The sequence below is a fragment of the Escherichia sp. AM3 genome, from assembly GCF_032029835.1.
GTDB lineage: Bacteria > Pseudomonadota > Gammaproteobacteria > Enterobacterales > Enterobacteriaceae > Escherichia > Escherichia coli.
This window is the reverse complement of record NZ_JAVUPQ010000683.1, coordinates 1-359: the sequence shown is the minus strand read 5'-3', so window position 1 is coordinate 359 and position 359 is coordinate 1. Positions and strand designations below refer to the sequence as shown.

Annotated in this window: 1 protein-coding gene; it reads right to left on the bottom strand. The window is 57.4% G+C overall.

The features are described from left to right. Positions 1-359 (bottom strand): M20/M25/M40 family metallo-hydrolase (locus RTW80_RS27870; RefSeq protein WP_312721360.1); only part of this gene is annotated, 359 nt, incomplete at both ends.

The window sequence follows — 359 nt, the reverse complement described above, 5'->3', positions numbered from 1 at the left end:
ATGTAGAGCGGCTTTTTCAGGGTTGTCACGTCCACGTCACGCAGCGCGTCGAGGATAAAGGCGAAAAAGCCTTTCATGTCGGCGGTGCCCAAACCGTAGAGTTTGTTGTCATGTTCGGTCAGCGTGAACGGATCGCGCGTCCAGCGGCCATCATCAAACGGCACGGTGTCAGTGTGGCCAGCCAGCAGCAGGCCGCCCGCGCCATGTCCGGTACTGGCGAGCAGGTTAAATTTGTGGCGTGTTCCGGGGACGGGCTGAACCTCAACGTTAAACCCAAGATCGCTAAACCAACCCGCCAGCAGATTGATTAAAGACTCATTGCTCTGATCCAGGGCTTCTTCCGTCGCGCTGATGGAGGG